The organism is Kibdelosporangium philippinense (assembly GCF_021390435.2).
Classification (GTDB): Bacteria; Actinomycetota; Actinomycetes; order Mycobacteriales; family Pseudonocardiaceae; genus Kibdelosporangium; species Kibdelosporangium philippinense.
The window spans coordinates 746,897-765,306 of record NZ_JAJVCN010000002.1; the positions used below are offsets into that span (position 1 = coordinate 746,897).

The 18,410-nt window shown below is 66.5% G+C and carries 19 protein-coding genes; 17 read left to right on the plus strand and 2 right to left on the minus strand.

Going from position 1 to position 18,410, the window contains the following annotated elements:
* The first annotated feature begins 107 nt into the window (after nt 1-107).
* Together LWC34_RS22460 and LWC34_RS22465 are read left to right on the plus strand one after the other, a co-directional pair.
* A complete protein-coding gene (locus LWC34_RS22460; RefSeq protein WP_233727139.1) occupies nt 108-977 on the plus strand; it encodes a DUF4349 domain-containing protein in 870 nt (289 codons plus the stop codon).
* A gap of 404 nt (nt 978-1,381) precedes the next feature.
* Nucleotides 1,382-2,122, plus strand: coding sequence for a phosphoglyceromutase (locus LWC34_RS22465; protein WP_233727140.1), 741 nt, complete (start codon nt 1,382-1,384; stop codon nt 2,120-2,122).
* A gap of 74 nt (nt 2,123-2,196) precedes the next feature.
* On the opposite strand, the gene LWC34_RS22470 is transcribed toward LWC34_RS22465, so the two are convergent.
* The gene (locus LWC34_RS22470; protein WP_233727141.1) at nt 2,197-2,808 is read right to left on the minus strand and encodes a helix-turn-helix transcriptional regulator; all 612 of its coding nucleotides are present in this window, start codon (nt 2,806-2,808) and stop codon (nt 2,197-2,199) included.
* Between the two features lie 176 nt (nt 2,809-2,984).
* On the opposite strand from LWC34_RS22470, the gene LWC34_RS22475 reads away from it, so the two are divergent.
* From LWC34_RS22475 to LWC34_RS22540, 14 genes are all read left to right on the plus strand, one after another.
* Nucleotides 2,985-4,163: a sensor histidine kinase gene (locus tag LWC34_RS22475; RefSeq protein WP_233727142.1), complete on the plus strand. Its 1,179-nt coding sequence runs from the start codon at nt 2,985-2,987 to the stop codon at nt 4,161-4,163.
* Complete coding sequence (locus tag LWC34_RS22480; RefSeq protein ID WP_233727143.1) at nt 4,160-4,849, plus strand: response regulator transcription factor; 690 nt, start codon at nt 4,160-4,162, stop codon at nt 4,847-4,849. Before LWC34_RS22475 ends, LWC34_RS22480 begins: the two co-directional genes overlap by 4 nt.
* A gap of 50 nt (nt 4,850-4,899) precedes the next feature.
* Entirely contained in the window at nt 4,900-5,829 is a 930-nt protein-coding gene (locus LWC34_RS22485) for a Ppx/GppA family phosphatase (RefSeq protein ID WP_233727144.1), read from the plus strand.
* A gap of 49 nt (nt 5,830-5,878) precedes the next feature.
* Nucleotides 5,879-7,180: an Rv0497 family membrane protein gene (locus tag LWC34_RS22490; protein WP_233727145.1), complete on the plus strand. Its 1,302-nt coding sequence runs from the start codon at nt 5,879-5,881 to the stop codon at nt 7,178-7,180.
* A complete protein-coding gene (locus tag LWC34_RS22495; protein WP_233728823.1) occupies nt 7,177-8,007 on the plus strand; it encodes a sugar phosphate isomerase/epimerase family protein in 831 nt (276 codons plus the stop codon). Before LWC34_RS22490 ends, LWC34_RS22495 begins: the two co-directional genes overlap by 4 nt.
* Nucleotides 8,008-8,391: 384 nt before the next feature.
* Entirely contained in the window at nt 8,392-9,309 is a 918-nt protein-coding gene (locus LWC34_RS22500) for a proline dehydrogenase family protein (RefSeq protein WP_233727146.1), read from the plus strand.
* A 20-nt stretch (nt 9,310-9,329) separates the two neighbouring features.
* Nucleotides 9,330-10,133, plus strand: a complete 804-nt coding sequence (locus LWC34_RS22505) for a thioesterase family protein (RefSeq protein WP_185845850.1) — start codon at nt 9,330-9,332, stop codon at nt 10,131-10,133.
* A gap of 19 nt (nt 10,134-10,152) precedes the next feature.
* Nucleotides 10,153-10,962, plus strand: coding sequence for a pyrroline-5-carboxylate reductase (gene proC / locus LWC34_RS22510; protein WP_233727147.1), 810 nt, complete (start codon nt 10,153-10,155; stop codon nt 10,960-10,962).
* A gap of 509 nt (nt 10,963-11,471) precedes the next feature.
* Nucleotides 11,472-11,687, plus strand: coding sequence for a helix-turn-helix domain-containing protein (locus LWC34_RS22515; protein WP_233727148.1), 216 nt, complete (start codon nt 11,472-11,474; stop codon nt 11,685-11,687).
* 105 nt (nt 11,688-11,792) lie between these two features.
* Nucleotides 11,793-11,894: a 30S ribosomal protein bS22 gene (locus LWC34_RS22520; protein WP_076993459.1), complete on the plus strand. Its 102-nt coding sequence runs from the start codon at nt 11,793-11,795 to the stop codon at nt 11,892-11,894.
* 133 nt (nt 11,895-12,027) lie between these two features.
* Nucleotides 12,028-13,056: an NAD-dependent epimerase/dehydratase family protein gene (locus LWC34_RS22525; RefSeq protein ID WP_233727149.1), complete on the plus strand. Its 1,029-nt coding sequence runs from the start codon at nt 12,028-12,030 to the stop codon at nt 13,054-13,056.
* On the plus strand, nt 13,049-14,035 hold the full coding sequence (locus tag LWC34_RS22530) for a lysophospholipid acyltransferase family protein (RefSeq protein ID WP_233727150.1): 987 nt from the start codon (nt 13,049-13,051) through the stop codon (nt 14,033-14,035). Before LWC34_RS22525 ends, LWC34_RS22530 begins: the two co-directional genes overlap by 8 nt.
* A gap of 48 nt (nt 14,036-14,083) precedes the next feature.
* A complete protein-coding gene (locus LWC34_RS22535; RefSeq protein WP_233727151.1) occupies nt 14,084-15,121 on the plus strand; it encodes a DUF5667 domain-containing protein in 1,038 nt (345 codons plus the stop codon).
* 27 nt (nt 15,122-15,148) lie between these two features.
* Nucleotides 15,149-16,081 carry an HAD family hydrolase gene (locus LWC34_RS22540; protein ID WP_233727152.1) on the plus strand — a complete coding sequence of 311 codons (933 nt, stop codon included), beginning with the start codon at nt 15,149-15,151 and terminating at the stop codon, nt 16,079-16,081.
* A gap of 67 nt (nt 16,082-16,148) precedes the next feature.
* Here LWC34_RS22540 and LWC34_RS22545 read toward each other — a convergent pair whose 3' ends face one another.
* Entirely contained in the window at nt 16,149-16,775 is a 627-nt protein-coding gene (locus LWC34_RS22545) for a sigma-70 family RNA polymerase sigma factor (RefSeq protein WP_233727153.1), read from the minus strand.
* A gap of 197 nt (nt 16,776-16,972) precedes the next feature.
* Here LWC34_RS22545 and LWC34_RS22550 point away from each other — a divergent pair, with 197 nt between their 5' ends.
* Nucleotides 16,973-18,403 carry an AMP-binding protein gene (locus LWC34_RS22550; RefSeq protein ID WP_233727154.1) on the plus strand — a complete coding sequence of 477 codons (1,431 nt, stop codon included), beginning with the start codon at nt 16,973-16,975 and terminating at the stop codon, nt 18,401-18,403.
* Nucleotides 18,404-18,410 lie beyond the last annotated feature (7 nt).

Below are 18,410 nucleotides of genomic sequence, written 5' to 3' on the forward strand. Positions count from 1 at the left end.
CTGGCATTGAAATGTTCCCCTCGCGATCGGTTTCTGTGACCAATGGGTGTCTGAGTCGTAATCCGTTCCGGACAACGACTCTCTGGCCCGCTTCCGTCTGAAGGTGCATGAGCAGACGAAAGAGTGGCTTATTCATCTCGGTCGCCGGGGCGGCTCTGCTTCTGGGGTTGAGCGCGTGTTCCAGCAGTGGTGACTTCGGTGAGGCAACCTCGGGCAACGCGGCCGTGCCGGACAAAGCGAACCCTGCGGGCGGTGGCGGTGTCGCCAAGGAGGCGGCTCCTGCGCAGCCGCCAGCGTCGGTCCAGGAACGCCAGCTCGTGCAGACCGCGCGCGTTGAGATGGCCGTTGACGTGATCTTCGACGCGGTCAGCGGCGCCCGTGCCATCGCTACGACGAACGGCGGATTCACCGGGCAGGAGGAATCCCGCCTGGACAGGGCGTCCATCACGCTGCGTATCCCGGTCGACAAGTTCGACCCGGCACTGCGACAGCTCGACGAGCTCGGCGACATCACCCTGCAGCACAAGCAGGCCGAGGACGTCACCGAACAGGTCGTCGACCTTGACTCAAGGCTGCGCACGCAGCGCGAAAGCGTCGCGCGAATCCAGGCACTGCTGGCGAAGGCGACGAGTGTCAGCGAGATCGCGCAGATCGAAAGCGAGCTCACCCGTCGGCAGAGCGACCTGGAATCGTTGCAGGGCAGGCGGGACGCGCTCGGGAGTAAGGCCGCACTGTCCACAGTGACCGTTCAGTTCGCGCTCAAGAGCGCGCCGCCGGCGCCGGTCAAAGCCAGCGGCGGGTTCTTCGAAGGGCTGACTGACGGGTGGGGCGCGTTCGGTGAGTTCTTCACGGTGACCACGCGTGTCCTCGGCGCGATGCTGCCTTTCCTCGCGCTGTTCGGCATACCAGCCGGTCTGTGGTTCTACTTCCGACGTAAGCGTAGGAAAGTCACGCCGCCGGTCACGGAAAGTGTTTGAACTCAAGGCGTTTCCCACATACGTTTCACAGGACGGCCCGAGCGAGGGGGAGTCGCGTTCTCGAGCCGCCCTGTGACACAGGTCCCGCACCGTACGCATGGGGCGGGGGGCACCCCAGCGTCCCCAGCGGGGTGCGGCTCGACAGGGGAGACGAGCCGCGGTCTGCTTCTGCCGGCCGGGGAGTGCGTGGGAGCCGGTCGGTGGAAGCTTTGTCAACTTGGCAGAGTCATGCGATGACTTCAAGCCTGCCGCTTAACCCATTCGGGTTTTAACCCGCAAAACGAGTCACAGTTCTATTTCGGACTCTCGAAGCTGGTCAACTGGCTGTGGGCGGGTGCGCCGAAAGGCCTTGCCGACGCGCACCTGTTCGGGTGAAACCCAGCCGATCTGGCAGGCTCTGCGGTATGTCAGTCGGAACCCTGGTGTTGCTCCGCCACGGCGAGAGCGTGTGGAACGCACAGAACCTGTTCACCGGTTGGGTGGACGTCCCCCTGTCCGAGAAGGGCGTGAAGGAAGCCGAGCGAGGCGGGCAGTTGCTGCGCGACGCGGGCATCCTGCCCGACATCGTGCACACCTCGTTGCTGCGGCGGGCGATCTCGACCGCGAACATCGCGCTCGACGGGGCCGACCGCCACTGGATCCCGGTCCGCCGAGACTGGCGACTCAACGAGCGCCACTACGGAGCGTTGCAGGGAAAGAACAAGAAGCAGACCCTGGACGAATACGGCGAGGAGCAGTTCATGCTCTGGCGCCGCAGCTACGACACCCCGCCGCCGGAGATCGAGCTCGGCACGGAGTTCAGCCAGGACGCTGACCCCCGGTATGCCGACATCGAGGTGCCTCGCACGGAGTGCCTGAAGGATGTCGTTGCCCGGTTCCTGCCTTACTGGGAGTCGGCTGTGGTGCCTGACCTGCGTGCGGGCAAGACCGTGTTGCTGGCCGCGCACGGCAACTCGCTGCGCGCCCTGGTCAAGCACCTGGATGGGGTTTCGGATGAGGCCATCGCCGGTCTGAACATTCCGACCGGTATTCCGCTGCGCTACGACCTGGACGACGCGTTGCAGCCGACCAACCCCGGCGGCACGTACCTCGACCCGGACGCCGCGGCCGACGCGATCAAGGCCGTCGCCAACCAGGGCCGCTAAAAACCCAGGTCAGACCTCGTGAGTGTTTTCGCCGGTTCTAACCGGCCGAAAACACTCACGAGGGGGCGCTGTGGCTAGAGCAGGCCCAGGTCCCGAGCCCGGACTCCGGCTTGGAAGCGGGAGGTGGCGCCAAGTGTGGTCATCAGGGAGTCGACGCGGCGCCGGTAAGTCCGTAAGGAAATCCCCATCGCCTTGGCGGCCCTGGTGTCCGAAGCCCCGGAAGCCAGCAGCTCGAGGATCCGCGGCGCGACCTCCCACAGCTCCCCATGGGCAAGCTCATACTCCGACAAGCTCTTTGACTGGCTCCAGATCGTGTTGAACAGCGTCAGCACGCCCTGAACAACGCCGGGAATCCACACGACGGTGAACGTCCGGTCACTCCCGGCAAGGATCGCGACCCGCCGGTCAACGATGATCGTCTCGTTCAGATCAGCCGTCGTGATCCGCACCTGCGCCCCGGTCGTCGCGACATGCCGGGCGTGCTGCGCGCTCGTCGGGTCGAGCAGCACCCCCGGGCGGTAGAGCTTGCGGATCTTTCCCTGCGTCGGGGGCTGATTGTGCGATGCCCAGGTCCGCACATCGCTCGCCGCGAACGTGACTTCCCGAGCTTTGTCGAAGAGGTGCCACGTGCGCTCGTACAGCTCGCGGTGCCCGCGTAGCACGACGACTCCAGCACGTGTTTCCATGAGGCTTCTGAGTCTTGTCTCGCCAACCCCGGTACGTCAACGGCCGGTCTTTTGGACACGATTGAGTGAACTGGGATTGACCTACGGGCGAACTTCGTGCCATTCGGTGTCGCGGGGATCACGGAAGGGCTTGTCGGACTAGTACAACTAGCCCCTCACCTGCTTACCATTCGGCTGTGACCGCTGCGGCCTACCTGGCCTTGTCGATCTGCGTGCTGCTGATCGGCGGCATCGTCGGTTACTTCGTCGGACGGGCTCGCAGCCGCAACACGGTGCGCAAGCCGACCGGTCCGACAGTGGCCGATCTGATCCAACGCCTCGTCCTCGACTCCCGGAACGGCATCGCCGTCGTCAACCCGTTCGGGGGTGTCGTCCTCTACAACTCCCGCGCCGCTGAGCTCGGCGTGGTGAGCAACAACAGATTGGACGACCGGGCGCGCAAAGCCGCCGAGGGCGTCGCCGAGACGGGCGAAGCCGTCGACATCGACCTCACTCCGGTGGAAAGCCGGGGCCGGCAGCCGGACGCGGTGCGCGCGGAGATCCGGCCGCTTGTCGACGGGTTCACCGTCGTGGACGCGGCCGACGAGTCCGAGGCCGTGCGGCTGGAGGCGACCCGGCGCGACTTCGTCGCCAACGTCAGCCACGAGCTCAAGACGCCGGTCGGTGCGATGGCGCTGCTCGCCGAGGCCGTGCTGGACGCCGCCGACGACGTCGAGCAGGTCCGCCGGTTCGGCAGCAAGATCCTGCGCGAGGCGACCAGGCTCGGCTCGCTGGTCACCGAGCTGATCGCGCTGTCCAGGCTGACCGGCGCGGAGAAGCTGCCCGAGCTGAACTCGGTCGACGTCGACGCGGTCATCCGGGAAGCCCTCGGCCGCGCCACTCTCACCCTGGAGTCGAGCGGTGTGGAGATCGCCACCGACGAACCCAGCGGCCTGCTCGTGGACGGCGACCGCATGCTGCTGGTCACCGCGCTGAGCAACCTGCTGGAGAACGCGGTCGCGTACTCATCGCCCGGCAGCCCCGTATCGATCAGCCGGCGCATGCACGACGGGTATGTCGAGATCGCCGTGACCGACCGTGGCATCGGCATCGCCGACGAGCACCAGCAGCGCGTCTTCGAACGGTTCTACCGGGTCGACAAAGCGCGCTCGCGGGTCACCGGCGGTACCGGCCTTGGCCTGGCGATCGTCAAACACGTCGCCGCCAACCACGGCGGCGAGGTCAAGCTGTGGAGCAAACCGGGTACGGGCTCCACGTTCACCCTCCGGATCCCGGCACGACGGGTCAACGGAGACAAGGTCCTCGCGCGCATACCCGCGCCGGGTGCGGAAATCGAAACTGGAGGAGCGCTGTGACGAGGGTTCTCATTGTCGAGGACGAAGAGTCCTTCGCCGACCCGCTTGCCTTTCTGCTGCGCAAGGAGGGCTTCACCGCGGCCGTTGCCGCGACCGGTCAGCAGGCGCTCGAGGAGTTCGACCGCAATGGTGCGGACATCGTGCTGCTTGACCTGATGCTGCCGGGCATGAGCGGTACTGACGTGTGCAAGGCGCTGCGCCAGCGCTCGGCCGTCCCGGTGATCATGGTGACCGCTCGGGACAGCGAGATCGACAAGGTCGTCGGCCTGGAACTGGGCGCGGACGACTACGTCACCAAGCCGTATTCGTCACGTGAGCTGATCGCGCGCGTGCGCGCCGTGCTGCGGCGTGGCGGCGAGGGCGGCCCCGAAGGCGAGTTGCTGCCGCAGGTGCTCGCGGCCGGCCCGGTCCGGATGGACGTCGAACGGCACGTCGTGACCGTTGACGGCATCGAGGTGTCGTTGCCGCTCAAGGAGTTCGACCTGCTCGAGTACCTGCTGCGCAACGTCGGCCGGGTGCTCACGCGTGGCCAGCTGATCGACCGGGTCTGGGGCGCCGACTACGTCGGTGACACCAAGACGCTGGACGTGCACGTCAAGCGGCTGCGCTCGAAGATCGAACCGGACCCGTCGTCCCCACGCCACCTCGTGACCGTGCGTGGCCTGGGGTACAAATTCGAGTCCTGACGAGCATGTGCCAGGCGGGCCGGTACAACCGCCAGGTAACGTTTCGGTTTATGCGCCTTGGCGTACTCGATGTCGGTTCCAACACCGTCCACCTGCTGGTGGTGGACGCGCACCGGGGTGCCCACCCGCTCCCGGCGCGCTCCGAGAAGACGGTGTTGCGACTCGCCGAGCGCATAAACAAGGCGGGTGACCTGTCGAAACACGGTGCGGACGAGCTGGTCCGCACCGTGGCGACGGCCAAGCGGTCGGCAGCCGATCTCGGCTGCGAGGACCTGATGGCGTTCGCCACATCCGCAGTCCGTGAGGCCGACAACTCGGCGGCCGTGCTCGACCGCGTTCGTACCGAGACCGGAGTGGACCTCAAGGTGCTCTCCGGTGAAGACGAGGCGAGACTCACATTTCTCGCCGCGCGCCGGTGGTACGGCTGGTCGGCGGGCAGATTGCTGGTGCTCGACATCGGCGGCGGCTCGCTCGAGCTCGCCGTCGGCCGAGATGAGAGCCCTGAGCGGGCGTTGTCCGTCCCGTTCGGCGCGGGCAGGCTGACAAGGACGAGGTTCCACAGTGACCCGCCGAGCCGCGCCGAGATCGCCGAGACCTCGGGCTGGCTGGAAGATCAGCTTGCGCCGGTGGCCAAGAAGATGCTCAAGTACGGCGAACCCGATCGGGTGGTCGCGACATCCAAGACCTTCCGGTCACTGGCCAGGCTGACCGGTGCCGCGCCATCCTCGTCCGGACCACGGGTGCGGCGGGTGCTCACCGAGGCCGGCCTGCGCCAGCTGCTCGCGTTCATCTCCCGGATGTCCGCGAGCGACCTGGCGGAGCTGGAGGGCGTGAGCGCGAGTCGCGCACATCAGCTGGTCGCGGGTGCGCTGGTGGCACAAGCCACGATGCGTGCGTTAGGACAGCCGGAACTGGAGATCTGCCCGTGGGCGTTGCGCGAAGGTGTCATCCTGCGGCGGTTGGACCAGGAACCGAAATGACGGCGCGGAGCACTGGACTGTTGCGCCCGTATTGGGCACGGTGGAAGAGATGACACGAGGAGAGGAAGGGCCGGAGCGCGCTCAGCGCACGGTTGCCGAGCTGCTGGCCAAGTATGGCAACAGCTCGGAGGAGGCTGCGCCGAGACGGCGCCGTCGCCGTGCGGACGACGCCGAGGAGACCGCTCCACAGGCCATCATCGACCGGGTCCTTTCCGACAGCGGCAACCTGCCGAGACTGCCGGCCGAGGAGCCGCCACCGGCGGACCACAGGCAGGCCCCGCCGAGCAGACATCGGCCCGCACCAAGCCCTCAGCAACCGGCACAGCAGTCCTCAGCCCAGCTCCCGCAGCCGGGGCAGCACTCCTCGGCCCAGTTCCCCGCACCTGGGCAGCAGTCGTCAGCGCAGTTCCCTGCGTCTGGCCAGCAGTCGTCGGCTCAGCTGCCGAAACCGCAGCCAACGCCACCGCAGGCCGCGCAGCCGACCCAGCGGCAGATGCCGCCGGTCGCACCACCCGAGCGCCGCGTGCCCACCGAGCAGCGCAGGCCGCCACAGAACTCCCAGTCGATGCCACGGCCCAAGCCGCAGCCGCAGCAGAGCTCGCAGTGGCCAACGCCACCACCCGGCGCTCCCACCGCTGAACCGGGTGGTCTGGCGGCACGCCTTGACGCGGGCAGCCGCAGTGACATGCGTCCTCCCGTCGAGCCGCCGCCGCGGATGCCCATCGAGGGCGTCACCGAGCAGATGCCTCGCATCCCGGACGAGCTGCCGCCCGGCTCCCGCCCGGGCCAGCACCCGGCGCCGCACCGCGTCGCGCGGACCCAGCGGTCCATGCAGATGCCGCAGCCCGGATTCCCGCAGCAGGAACCGGACGAGCAGGACAACTACCCGACCGAGTTCCACGGTTTCGAGCCAGTCGGCGCGGCGCCCGGTGGCGAGGCGACCCAGTTCGTCGAAGGCCTCGAACGCGAGGAAGACGACCAGTACGACTCCCGCCCGTCTATGCCGTCGATCGAAATGGACCGTCCGGTCGCCGACGACGACTTCGACGACGTGGACGAACCGGATCGGGACGGGGAGAAGTCCGGCTCGCCGGTCAAGGAATGGCTGTCCATGGCCGGGCAGTTGGCCATCGGCGTGATCGGTGGCGCGGCTCTCTGGCTCGGCTTCAACTGGCTGTGGGGCCAGCTGCCAGCGGCGGCGCTGATCGTCGCGCTCGTGGTGATCGTCGGCCTGGTCTGGGTGGTCCGGAAGATCCGGCGCGCCGACGACCTGCAGACCACGATCCTCACGGTGCTGGTTGGCCTGGTCGTCACGGTCTCGCCAGCGGCAATGCTGCTGCTCGCCAGATAGTGGCGCCCATCCCGGTCGGACTGTCCACGGCATCGGTATGGCCGCAGAACGCGGCCGCCGGTTTCCAGATCGCCGGCGCCCTCGGCTACGACGGCGTCGAAGTGATGGTCTGGGCCGACGCGATCAGCCAAGACGTCGACGCCCTACGCCGCTGCGCCCGTAACCACGGTGTGCCGGTCCTTGCCGTGCACGCGCCCTGTCTGCTGATCACGCAACGGGTCTGGTCACCCGACCCAGAGGTACGGCTGCGCCGAGCCGTTGAAGCCGCCATGGACCTCAACGCGCCCACAGTCGTTGTGCACCCGCCGTTCCGTTGGCAACGTCGTTATGCCGACAAGTTCAGTGATTTGGTGGAATCGCTGGAAGACGAGTCCGGCGTGGCCATCGCGGTCGAGAACATGTTCCCGGTCAAACCGTTGGCCCGCGCCAGAAGCGTCTCGGCATTCAAACCATCGATCGACCCGACGGAAGCAGGACACCGCCACTACACAATCGACCTGTCCCACACAGCGGCCGCGCAGGAAGATGCACTGGCCCTGGCCAAACGAATGGGCACAGGCCTCAAACACGTGCACCTGGCGGACGGTTCCGGCGCTCCCCGAGACGAGCACCTCGTCCCCGGCCGCGGCACGCAACCGTGCGGCGAGGTCCTGGAAATGTTGGCAGCAAACGGTTTCGACGGCCAAGTGGTGCTGGAGATCAATACTCGCAATGCTCGCAACCCAGCAGAACGAGCGAAAGATCTGGCGGAATCCTTGCTGTTTGCCCGTCTACATCTAGACCACCACCAGGGCAACAGCGGAACCGGGAGCGAAGCGACCGAGTGACGAGGTGACTGGTGGCCGCGCGTGTCTGCCGCTCCGGCATGGTGTGTTGAACGCGAGCGGCGAACGGCGGCGAGTGAGCAAGCTGGAAGCGAGTCGAACAGTTTGACTCACCGTGCCGGTGGGGCGGACACGCGGTAGTTCACCCAGCCCAACCCAGCTGAAAGCAGAGATAGCCAAGGCTGAGGCGAAGTGCATCTCCCTGTGTCGCAAAGGCGGACACGGCCTTCAGCAACGGTGGACACGGTGTGCCGCAACGGTGGACACGGTGTGCTGGAACGGTGGACACGCGGGGATTCGCCTGATTGCCTGATTGACACCGGATCTTCCGAGCACAAACGGGATACGGCTCAAAATGATCTTGCTGCGTGGTCGTAGAGTCTTTCCGTGCACCCGCTGCGATCGTTGATCCTGGCGGCGGCTGGCAACGACGCGATCCGTCGGTTGGTCGCCACCGCTCCGGTCAGCCGAGACGTCGTCCGGCGGTTCGTCGCGGGCGAGCAGACGTCCGACGCGATCGACGTGACGCGCGAGCTCGTCGCCTCTGGACGTTCCGTCACGCTCGACCACCTCGGCGAGGATGTTGCCGACGCCGAGCACGCCGACCAGAACGTACGGGCCTATCTCGAACTGCTCGACGCGCTGCATGCCGAGGGCCTCGCGCCGAAGGCCGAGGTGAGTGTCAAGCTCTCCGCTCTCGGGCAGAAACTCGGTGAGCGGCTGGCGCTGGCCAATGCATCGCGCGTATGTGCTGCCGCTGAACAATGTGGCACAACGGTCACGCTGGACATGGAAGATCACACCACCACCGACTCGACCCTGCGCGTGCTCGCCGAGCTTCGCCGGTCGTGGCCGTCGACCGGTGCGGTGTTGCAGAGCTACCTCCGCCGCACGTTCGATGACTGCAAGTCACTCGCCGGCAGCCGGGTCCGGCTTGTGAAGGGCGCTTACGCTGAACCGGATTCAGTGGCTTTCGATGGTCATGAAGTCGATTTGAGCTACGTGCGGTGTGTAAACGCGCTGCTGACCGGTGATGGTTACCCGATGTTCGCAACCCACGATCCCCGTCTGGTGCGTATCGTCGCTGAACGGGCACGTTGGTACGACCGGAAGCCGGGAACCTACGAGTACCAAATGCTTTTCGGAGTCCGGCAAGAAGAGCAGCGCCGGCTGGCGCGGGAGGGGGAGACTGTGCGGGTCTACGTGCCCTACGGATCTCAGTGGTATGGCTACCTGATGCGCAGGTTGGCCGAAAGACCCGCCAATACAACGTTCTTCGCGCGTGCACTGGTCAGCCATTCGTGAACGGGCGAGGAAGTAACGTGATCTCGTTCAGTACAGCCGCTGCCATCCGTCCGCTTGGCGATGGCACTTTCACCGCCGAATTGCCCGCCGAGTGGACGGTAGGCGGTAAACCGCACGGCGGTTTCCTGCTCGCACTGCTCGCGAAAACGGCAGTCGCGTTGCACACCGGCAACGGCACGCCGTTGGTGGATCCTCTTGCGGTCAGCGCGCAATTCCTGCACTCACCCGGTGTCGGTCCCGCGTTGTTGCGTACGGAGGTCCGTAAGACCGGCAGACAAGCCACCGTGGTCGCGGTCAACCTCGAACAACGCGGCCGTAGCTGCGTCGAGGCTGTCATCACGACGGGTCGATTGCCGCGCGACCGTGCCGCATGGACGGATCTGCCGAACCAACCGGCCGAGCCGCCAGGCAACGCCATCGACATCTCGACGCTGCCGTCGGCATCGATGTTCCGGCTGACCGAAGGCTGCGACGTGCGCCTCGACCCGTCCGGAGCGGGATTCCTGCACGGGCACGTCGGTGACCCGTTGCGGCTGCGGCTGTGGGCGCGCCCGCGCGGCGAGCACGCGGACCCGTTGTTCGCGCTTGTCGCCGGTGACATCTCGATGCCGGTCACGTTCAACCTCGGCCGTATGGGTTGGTCGCCTGCCGTACAGCTGACGGCGTTGCTGCGATCACGGCCCGCGCCAGGGTGGCTGCGTATCCAGGTCGACTGTCGGGCCGTACATGGCGCGTGGTTCGACTCGGACGCTACCGTGGTCGACTCGACGGGCCGTCTGGTCTGCCAGGCACGGCAGCTGGCGCTGACCGCGACAACGGGCTGATCTGGCACGCTTACGGGTCATGACGACCATCGCTGTGCTGGGGGCAGGCAAGATCGGTGAGGCGCTGCTGTCCGGACTGCTGTCCGGCGGGCGACGGCCGGAAGAGCTGATGTTCACCGAGCGCTACGAAGAGCGGGCGGCCGAGCTGACCAAGCAGTACGGCGTCCGCGCGGTCGACGTGCCAACGGCAGCGGCTGAGGCCGAGGTGCTCGTGGTCGCGGTCAAGCCACAGGACATCGACCCGGTACTGGACGAGCTCGCGCCGGTCGTCAGCGACCGGAACCTGATCGTCTCGCTGTGCGCTGGCCTGCCGACCGGGTTGTATGAGCGCAAGCTGCCGGACAGCGTGCCGGTCGTGCGGGTGATGCCCAACACGCCGATGGTGGTCGGCAAGGCCATGAGTGTGATCTCGGCGGGCAAACATGCTCGTGCCCAGCACTTGGAGTTGGTCGAGGAGTTGCTTTCGTCGGTCGGTGAGGTCGTGCGGGTGCCCGAGGCACAGCAGGACGCCGTGACCGCGTTGTCCGGCTCAGGTCCGGCGTACTTCTTCTACCTGGTCGAGGCCATGATCGACGCGGGCATCCTGCTCGGGATCCCACGCAATGTGGCGGAGAAGCTGATCATCCAGTCGGCTGTGGGAGCGGCCGCGATGATGGCCGAGACCGGGACACATCCGGTGATCCTGCGTGAGGCTGTGACATCGCCCGCGGGCACCACGATCATGGCGATCCGGGAGCTTGAGCGGCACGGCGTACGCGCCGCCCTGCTCGCCGCGATCGAAGCCGCACGGGACCGCTCACAGGAACTCGGCAAAGCCCACGAAGCCTGAGCATCACACCCCACCCCCAAGCCACACCCCACGCCGTGTCCACCGTTCCGGCACACCGTGTCCACCGTTCCGGCACACCGTGTTGCACGTTGCTTGCGGACGTGTCCTGTTCCAGCGGTGTTTTTTGCGCTTAGGGGCTCGGCACTTCAGGGCATCTTCCTTCGCCCGCGAGCCGGCGTGTGTCCACCATTCCTTCACGGTGAGTCAAACTGCTCGACTCGCTCCCAGCCCCGCTGGTACCCGCCGTGCGCCGCTCGCGCGTTCAACTCACCACAAGGAATGGTGGACACACGCGCTGTCGCGCCGTAACCCGTCGCTTCGCTCCGGGGGTTTGGGGCCAGCGCGGGGCGGGGGCTGAATGCTGGTTCTACCTGGGGGGAGAGGGCGTAGCTCTCATGGAGGTCGCATGTGTCACATGTGTCCCGCTACTCTCTTCAGAAGCACGTGCGTGTCGATACTGTCGATGGGGAAGATCGGCAGCGCGACGCGTGGCTAAGGACGCGTGAACCATGCCGACCAACAAGCGAAGTGAACCGACCTCGATCACTCAGGTGCAGTTCCTGACCGTGGCCGAGGTGGCCAAGATGATGCGGGTCTCCAAGATGACTGTGTACCGGCTCGTGCACTCCGGCGAACTGCCCGCGGTGCGCGTCGGAAAGTCGTTCCGAGTGCCGGAAAAGGAAGTCCACAGCTACCTGGAGAACGCGTACTTCGACGCTGGATGAACCTACCGGGTGACCGCCGGGTAAACTCGGCGGTCGCTCGTGCGTGTGCCCTGAACGTGGGCCAGCGCGCATACGACCCACCGACAGACAAGGCAAGGAACCCGTATGGGCTCGGTTATCAAGAAGCGACGTAAGCGCATGTCCAAGAAGAAGCACCGCAAGCTGCTTCGCAAGACTCGTCACGCGCGTCGCAAGCAGGGCAAGTAACCGGCTTGAGCCGATCGGGTGAAACCTCTGCTAACCCGGTGTGACCTGCGTTAACAGCTCGTATCTCCGGGCAGGTTTCCAGGCTGTGGGCGAGTAGGCTACCGGCGGTCAGTACGCCTGTAGAGGGGATCGAATGACGCCCAAGGTCGTCTTGGTCACCGGAGCAGGCGGGTACGTCGGAGCACATCTGGCCGCACGCCTCGCCGCCAACCCGGATATCGAACGAGTACTCGGAGTGGACACCGCTCCGCCCGCCAAGGACCTGTTGAAGTCCATGGGACGGGCGGAGTTCGTCCGCGCCGACATCCGCAATCCACTGATCGCCAAGGTCATCTCCTCGGCTCAGGTCGACACGGTCGTGCATGCCGCGACCAACGCCGCCCCGGCGGGACCGGCCGGTCGTTCGGCGATCAAAGAGATGAACGTGATCGGCACCATGCAGCTGCTGGCGGCCTGCCAGCGTTCCCCGCAGGTCGGCAAGCTCGTGGTCAAGTCCAGTGCCGCGGTCTACGGCGCGGGTGCGCGCGTGCCCGCTGTGTGCACTGAGGACATGGCGCCGAAGGACATCTCGAGTAGCGGCTACGCCAAGGACGCGGTCGAGGTCGAGGGATACGTGCGCGGTTTCGCACGCCGTCGTCCGGACGTGCGCGTGACCACCATGCGACTGACGAACATGATCGGCCCGGGCATCGACACCGTGCTCACGCGGTATTTCGCCTTGCCCCTCGTGCCGACCGTGCTCGGCTATGACGCACGCGTCCAGTTGCTGCACCCCGAGGACGCGCTCGCTGTGCTCGAGCGCGCGACTACAACCGACCACGCTGGCGTGTACAACGTTGGTGGGGACGGTGTGCTCACAGTTTCCCAAGCGATCCGACGGGCTGGCCGTGTCGCCGTGCCGGTGCCGCGAATCGCTATGCCCACCGCCGCGCGTGTGTTCCGTAGCGCGCGAGGGGTGGACTTCTCGAACGACCAGATCCAGTTCCTGAACTACGGCCGCGTCGTGGACACCACGCGGCTGAAGCAGGATTTCGGCTTCACACCGAGGTGGAGCACGCGACAGGCGTTCGATGACTACGTACATGGCCGAGGCATGCACCCAGTACTGAACCCGGAGCGCCTCGCCGTACTGGAGAACAGGATCCGCCGAACCGATGGGTGAAAGGCTTATGCAGGAAGCCAGAGTGATTCCGCTGCACAGCCCCGAACAGCGTCGTCGGTCCAACCGCATCTACCAGGATCGTGTCGACAGCCGTCCCGTTGTCGCGCCTACTCCGCTGCGTCCCGCTCCAGAACCCACTGGCGTGCAACAACATCTCGCCAACGCGCTCGGGTTTCTGAGAAAGCGGCTGACCGGTGAGTACGCGGTCGACGAGTTCGGGTTCGACGAGCAGCTGACTGAGAACGTCATCCTGCCGCCGCTGCGGCTGATCTACGAGAAGTGGTTCAGGGTCGAGGCGATCGGCACCGAGCACCTGCCGTCCGATGGCGGCGCGCTGATCGTGTCGAACCATTCAGGGACCTTGCCGTTGGACTCGGTGATGACCGGGATCGCGGTGCACGACAACACGTCGCCGACGCGTTACCTCCGTATGCTCGGCGCGGACCTGGTGTTCCAGGTGCCGTTGCTTGGCGCGCTGGCCCGTAAAACCGGCCAGACCCTGGCGTGCAACGCGGACGCCGAGCGCCTGCTGACCGCGGGTGAGCTGGTCGGGGTGTGGCCGGAAGGGTTCAAGGGCGTCGGCAAGCCGTTCAAGGACCGGTACAAGCTGCAACGGTTCGGCCGTGGCGGGTTCGTCTCCGCCGCGCTGCGGACGGGTGTTCCGATCATCCCGGTGTCGGTGGTGGGCGCCGAGGAGATCTACCCGAAGATCGGTGATATCAAGCCGCTGGCCAGGCTGCTCGGTTTCCCGTACGTCCCGGTTACGCCGACCTTCCCGCTGCTTGGTCCATTGGGCGCGGTCCCGCTTCCTTCCAAGTGGTACATCGAATTCGGCGAGCCGATCAGGACGGACCAGCACGACCCGGCCGAAGCCGATGATCCGATGACCGTGTTCAACCTCTCCGACCAGGTCAGGGAAACCATCCAGCAGACGCTGTACCGCCTGTTGGCGCAGCGTCCGGGGATCTTCCGGGGCTAAAAGAAAGACATCGCGTAACTGTTGTTCTTCCCGATTCGTTATTCAGGTGTGGACAGCGGACCGCGTGACGACCAGGCCGAGCGCTTTGCTCGCGCGCTGGAATCCGACGCTGTCGATGCCGAGTTCGAACGCGAGCTCGCGATCGTCGCAGCACTGCAGGACCTGGACATCGGCCCGGACGAGCTGGCCCGCAAGCGGATGCTGGCCAAGGCCACGCCCGTGGTCAGCTCACGCCGGAGCCGGTTCCTGGTCGCGCTGGCCGCGGCCGTCGTGCTGATGTTCGCGCTCGCCGGGATGAGCTTGCTGCTGTCACGTGACGCATTGCCCGGCGACACGTTGTACGGCATCAAGCGCACGGCCGAGGCCGCGTCGCTCGGGCTGACGTTCGGCGACGAGTCCAAAGCGCTCAAGCACCTCGAGTTCGCCAATGCCAGGATCGGCGAGATGGAGACCCTGGCCCAGCGGTACATGGATCCGGCCGATGTCCCGGCCGGCTCGTACCTCACGGCCTTGACCGACTTCGACACCGATGCCGCGCAGGCCTCCCGTCAGCTCATCGCCTCGGCGACGCACGGCGACGTGCAGCAGCTCGACTCACTGCGGCAATGGACCGTGCAGCAGAACGCCCGCTTGGCCGCGTTGACCCCGCGCGTGCCCGCGCAGGTGCAGACGCGGTCAACCGCGTCCCGGCAACTTCTGGACAAGATCACCGAGCGTGCGACCGCGCTGCTCGGCCGTGCCAACTGCTATCAGATGACCACTGGCAGCTCCGACGAAGTGGGCGCGCTCCCCGCCGCCGACGAGTGCCACCGCGACACGGCTGCCAGCGTCGCGCCCGGTGCCCCGAGCGCTCCCGGACAACCCGTGCCACCTCGTGTGAAGGCGTCGTACACGGCCCCGCCGCCTGTGTCGACGGAGCCGACACCGCCCGTCACGAGCGCTCCTCCGGCGGTCCCGTTGGTGCCGGTCCCTGTGCCTACACCGAGCCTGCCGACGCCGACGTTGCCGTCCGTGCCGCAGCTGCCGGTCCCGATTCTCGAACTTCCACCATTGCTGTCCGGGCTCCCGGCGATCCGCATCGGGTGAGCCTGTCGCGGTCAGTACCCTGTGGGGATGGGGGTAACTCGCGAATTTCCCGGAGGCTCGGTGGTGACCCGCAGGCGCGACAAGGACAGGCAACCGGAGCTTGAGCGGCTGGCCGCGCTCGCCGGTGCGGCGTCCGCGGACGCCGCTGTCGCGATGGAGAGCGAGGCTCCGCCGGTCACTGGCCCGCCGGACCTCACCGCGGCCGCGTTCTTCGACGTGGACAACACGATGATGATGGGCGCGTCGATCTTCCACTTCGCTCGCGGGATGGCCCAGCGCAAGTTCTTCACCACTGGTGACCTGGCCAGATTCGCCGTGGAGCAAGCCAAGTTCCGCCTGCTTGGCAGCGAGAGCAAAGAAGGCATCCGCAAGAGCCGCGAAACCGGCCTGAGTTTCATCGCGGGCCACAGCGTCGAGGAGATGCGCGCCCACGGCGAAGAGATCTACGACGAGCTCATGGCGGACAAGATCTGGGCAGGCACACGCGCCCTGGCCCAGATGCACATGGACGCGGGACAGCGTGTGTGGCTGGTCACCGCGACCCCGGTGGACCTGGCCGCGATCATTGCCCGGCGGTTGGGGCTGACCGGCGCACTAGGCACGGTTCTTGAAAGCGAGAACGGCGTCTACACCGGCAAGCTCGTTGGCGACCTGCTGCACGGCCGTGGCAAGGCGCACGCGGTGCGCGCGCTCGCCGCTCGTGAGGGCTTGGATTTGCGGCGCTGCTCGGCGTACTCGGACTCGGTGAACGACGTGCCGATGCTGTCGGTGGTCGGCACGGCTGTGGCGATCAACCCGGACAGCGACCTTCGGGACGAAGCCCGCAAGCGCGGCTGGGAGATCCGCGACTTCCGCACCGGTCGGAAGGCCGCCAAGATCGGCGTCCCTTCGGTCCTGGGTGCCGGAGCTCTTGCTGGTGCGATCGCCGCTGGGCTGGCGTATCGGCGGCGGGCATCCTAAAACCCCAGGTCATCTGTCGTGAGTGGTTATGCGTGTTAGAACGCGGCTAACCACTCACGAGGGTTTATCAGCGCAAACCTGTGGGGAGGAGCTGGGCCAGGCGGCGGACTGCGCGGTGTTGCAGGGCTTTGATGGCGCCTTCGTTGCGGTGCATCAGTTCCGCGGTCTCGGCGACCGAAAGGCCTTGCAGGAAGCGCAGTGCGATGCACTCGCGTTGGTCGTCGCCGAGCTGCTGGATGCACTTGAGCAGCTCGGTGTTGGTGATCTTGGACAGCACCTGCTGCTCCGGCCCCTGCTGGACCGTGCGGCCGTCGTCGACTTCGGCCTTGGGGACTTCGAGACGGTAGCGGCTGGATTTCACGTGGTCGAGCACGAGGTTTCGGGCAATGGTGACCAGCCAGGCACCCACGTCGCGGCCTTGGTACGTGACCGAGGTGATGCGCCGCAGGGCCCGCAGAAAGGTCTCGCTGGTGACGTCCTCCGCGAGTTCCTTGTCGCCGACGCGGATCAGGACATAACGGTAGACAACGTCGACATAACGCCCATAGAGCTTGCCGAACGCCGAGGTGTCGCCGCGCTGAGCACTGTGCACCAGGTCCCACGCCTGGCGGTGCTCGGCGTCCGGCTCGTGATCCGAGCCGGTCTCCGGCCGTGTCTCGGCGCTGGAACGCGCCTGCCACGACGGTGAAGGCATCGGTACTCCCTCGTCGGTTCTCTGGGCGACCGCACCGCCGCACCAGAGCCGTAACGCAGCATACGTGTTGTTACTGCAAAGTAGGTAGCGGGTCGAAGTATGAGGATGAGACACGATAAGAGCACCTGCGTGACGCGAGTGGGGCATGCCACACTGCGTGTCGCGAGATGGCCCCGATAGATGAAGTGAGGTTTCGCATGCCCGAGGCGCCGCGCAACGTGTCGGATCTGGTCGCCAACGCGGCCGAGAAGGCGCCGGACCATCTCGCGTTCGCCGAAGCGACCAGCGACAAAGCCGTGAACTGGGCAAAGCTGGACAACGCGGTCAACGCGGAGGCACGCAGGCTGCTGGACGCCGGCATCCAGCCTGGTGATCGCGTGGCCATCCAACTGCCGACGGGGATCGGATTCGCCGTTGCCCTGTTCGGGGCGCTGCGAGCGGGCGCGACCGCCGTGCCGATGGCCGTCGGACTCCCTGACCGTGAACGTGACCGCATCCTCGACGACAGCAAGCCGAAAGTCGTCACCGACCAGTCCCCTGACCTCGACGCTTCCGCTGACGCTGTTCGTGGCGCGCCGGGCGGCGAGGACATCGCGCTGCTTTGCTACACCTCCGGCACCGCCGGGACGCCGCGTGGCGTGATGTTGTCGCATCGCGCGCTGCTGGCGAACGTCGAGCAGTGCGCCTCCCTGAAGCCCGCGCCCATCACGTCGACGGACCGCGTGCTGCTCGCAGTGCCGCTTTTCCACGCGTACGGCCTCGGCCCAGGGCTTTTCCAGATCGCCTCGGCTGCGGCGAGCGCGGTGCTGATGGACCACTTCAGTGTCGAGCCCGCGTTGAAGCTCTGCGAGGACTTCCGGATCACCGTGATCGTCGGTGTGCCGCCGATGTACCAGGCCTTCGCGCAGGTCCCAGCGGAACGGCTGGCGTCGGCGATGTCGACGCTGCGCCTGCTCACCTCCGGCGCGGCGCCGCTGGAGCCGAGCGTGCTCACGGCCATGTACCAAGCAACTGGCCTGCACATCTACGAGGGCTACGGCCTGACCGAGACCGGCCCAGTGCTGACGTGGACCCTCGTTGGCGGCGTTGCGAAACCTGGTTCCGTGGGACGTCCCATACCTGGCGTCGAGTTGCGGCTCGTCGACAGCGACGGCACGCCCGGCGGTGACGAGGATGGCGACGACGACGCGGGCGTTGTGTCCGTACGCGGCGCGAACCTGTTCAGCGGCTACTGGCCGGACGGCGCGCACGGTCCGGACGACGAGGGCTGGTTCCGTACCGGCGACGTGGGCTACCTCGACGACGACGGCGACCTGCACCTGGTTGACCGGGCGAACGACCTGATCATCGTGAACGGCTTCAACGTGTACCCGCACGAGGTCGAGCAGGTTCTGTCCGAACTGGACGGGATCCTCGAAGCGGCCGCCGTCGGTGTGCCTGACGAGCGCACGGGTGAGCGGGTCAAAGCGGTCGTTGTGCTGCGTGAAGGCGCTGAGCTGACCGAGGATCAGGTCCGCGAGCACTGCGCGGCACGGCTGGCGAAATTCAAGGTCCCCGGGCCCGTCGAATTCGTCACCACGTTGCCGCACTCCATCACCGGCAAGCTGCGGCGCGCGTCGCTTCGCTAGCGTGTCC

What these genes read in the sequence shown, in the direction of transcription:
- LWC34_RS22530 (WP_233727150.1), top strand. Translation starts at nt 13,049, where the DNA reads ATGGGTGAAAGGCTTATGCAGGAAGCCAGAGTGATTCCGCTGCACAGC.
- LWC34_RS22550 (WP_233727154.1), top strand. Translation starts at nt 16,973, where the DNA reads ATGCCCGAGGCGCCGCGCAACGTGTCGGATCTGGTCGCCAACGCGGCC.
- LWC34_RS22485 (WP_233727144.1), top strand. Translation starts at nt 4,900, where the DNA reads ATGCGCCTTGGCGTACTCGATGTCGGTTCCAACACCGTCCACCTGCTG.
- LWC34_RS22460 (WP_233727139.1), top strand. Translation starts at nt 108, where the DNA reads ATGAGCAGACGAAAGAGTGGCTTATTCATCTCGGTCGCCGGGGCGGCT.
- proC (WP_233727147.1), top strand. Translation starts at nt 10,153, where the DNA reads ATGACGACCATCGCTGTGCTGGGGGCAGGCAAGATCGGTGAGGCGCTG.
- LWC34_RS22545 (WP_233727153.1), bottom strand. Translation starts at nt 16,775, where the DNA reads ATGCCTTCACCGTCGTGGCAGGCGCGTTCCAGCGCCGAGACACGGCCG.
- LWC34_RS22490 (WP_233727145.1), top strand. Translation starts at nt 5,879, where the DNA reads ATGACACGAGGAGAGGAAGGGCCGGAGCGCGCTCAGCGCACGGTTGCC.
- LWC34_RS22525 (WP_233727149.1), top strand. Translation starts at nt 12,028, where the DNA reads ATGACGCCCAAGGTCGTCTTGGTCACCGGAGCAGGCGGGTACGTCGGA.
- LWC34_RS22520 (WP_076993459.1), top strand. Translation starts at nt 11,793, where the DNA reads ATGGGCTCGGTTATCAAGAAGCGACGTAAGCGCATGTCCAAGAAGAAG.
- LWC34_RS22470 (WP_233727141.1), bottom strand. Translation starts at nt 2,808, where the DNA reads ATGGAAACACGTGCTGGAGTCGTCGTGCTACGCGGGCACCGCGAGCTG.
- LWC34_RS22465 (WP_233727140.1), top strand. Translation starts at nt 1,382, where the DNA reads ATGTCAGTCGGAACCCTGGTGTTGCTCCGCCACGGCGAGAGCGTGTGG.
- LWC34_RS22540 (WP_233727152.1), top strand. Translation starts at nt 15,149, where the DNA reads ATGGGGGTAACTCGCGAATTTCCCGGAGGCTCGGTGGTGACCCGCAGG.
- LWC34_RS22515 (WP_233727148.1), top strand. Translation starts at nt 11,472, where the DNA reads ATGCCGACCAACAAGCGAAGTGAACCGACCTCGATCACTCAGGTGCAG.